We start from the raw sequence: 509 nt of genomic DNA on the forward strand, positions 1-509 counted from the left end.
CACTTATAGAATATGAGCACTGAACAGGAGAAAACATTTATCGAATTCTTTAAGCCAAATCAAAAGCTTATCCATAAGATATGCAGGATTTATACGGATAATATGGAGGATCATCAGGATCTTTTCCAGGAAATTACCATACAATTGTGGAAGTCATTTCCAGGATTTAAAGGTGATTCAAAGTTTTCTACCTGGATGTATCGGGTTGCTTTAAATACGGCGATCACTTTATTCAGGAAGCCCCAAAAGAAGGATGCACAAGCTGTAGATGTCGATATCTCCACTCTTAAAATGGAATATGAGGAGTATGAAGATGATGAGCATAAGCTGAAGAAGATGTATAAGGCAATCTACGAGCTGTCTGATGTGGAAAAAGCATTGATCATGATGTATCTGGAAGATAAACCTTATAAAGAAATAGGAGAAATCCTCGGAATCACAGAAGGAAATGCAAGAGTGAAGATGAACAGAGCTAAAAATAATTTGAGAACCAAAATAAACACAAAATA

General features: G+C 35.8%; 1 protein-coding gene. It reads left to right on the forward strand.

The genetic code is table 11. The annotated features are described in order from the left end of the window. Positions 1 to 12 precede the first annotated feature (12 nt). Positions 13 to 509, forward strand: a 497-nt coding sequence (locus A1704_RS15120) for an RNA polymerase sigma factor (RefSeq protein WP_065119651.1), incomplete at its 3' end; no start/stop codon positions are given.

Origin of the sequence: Chryseobacterium cucumeris (assembly GCF_001593385.1) — a bacterium.
Taxonomy (GTDB): Bacteria; Bacteroidota; Bacteroidia; order Flavobacteriales; family Weeksellaceae; genus Chryseobacterium; species Chryseobacterium cucumeris.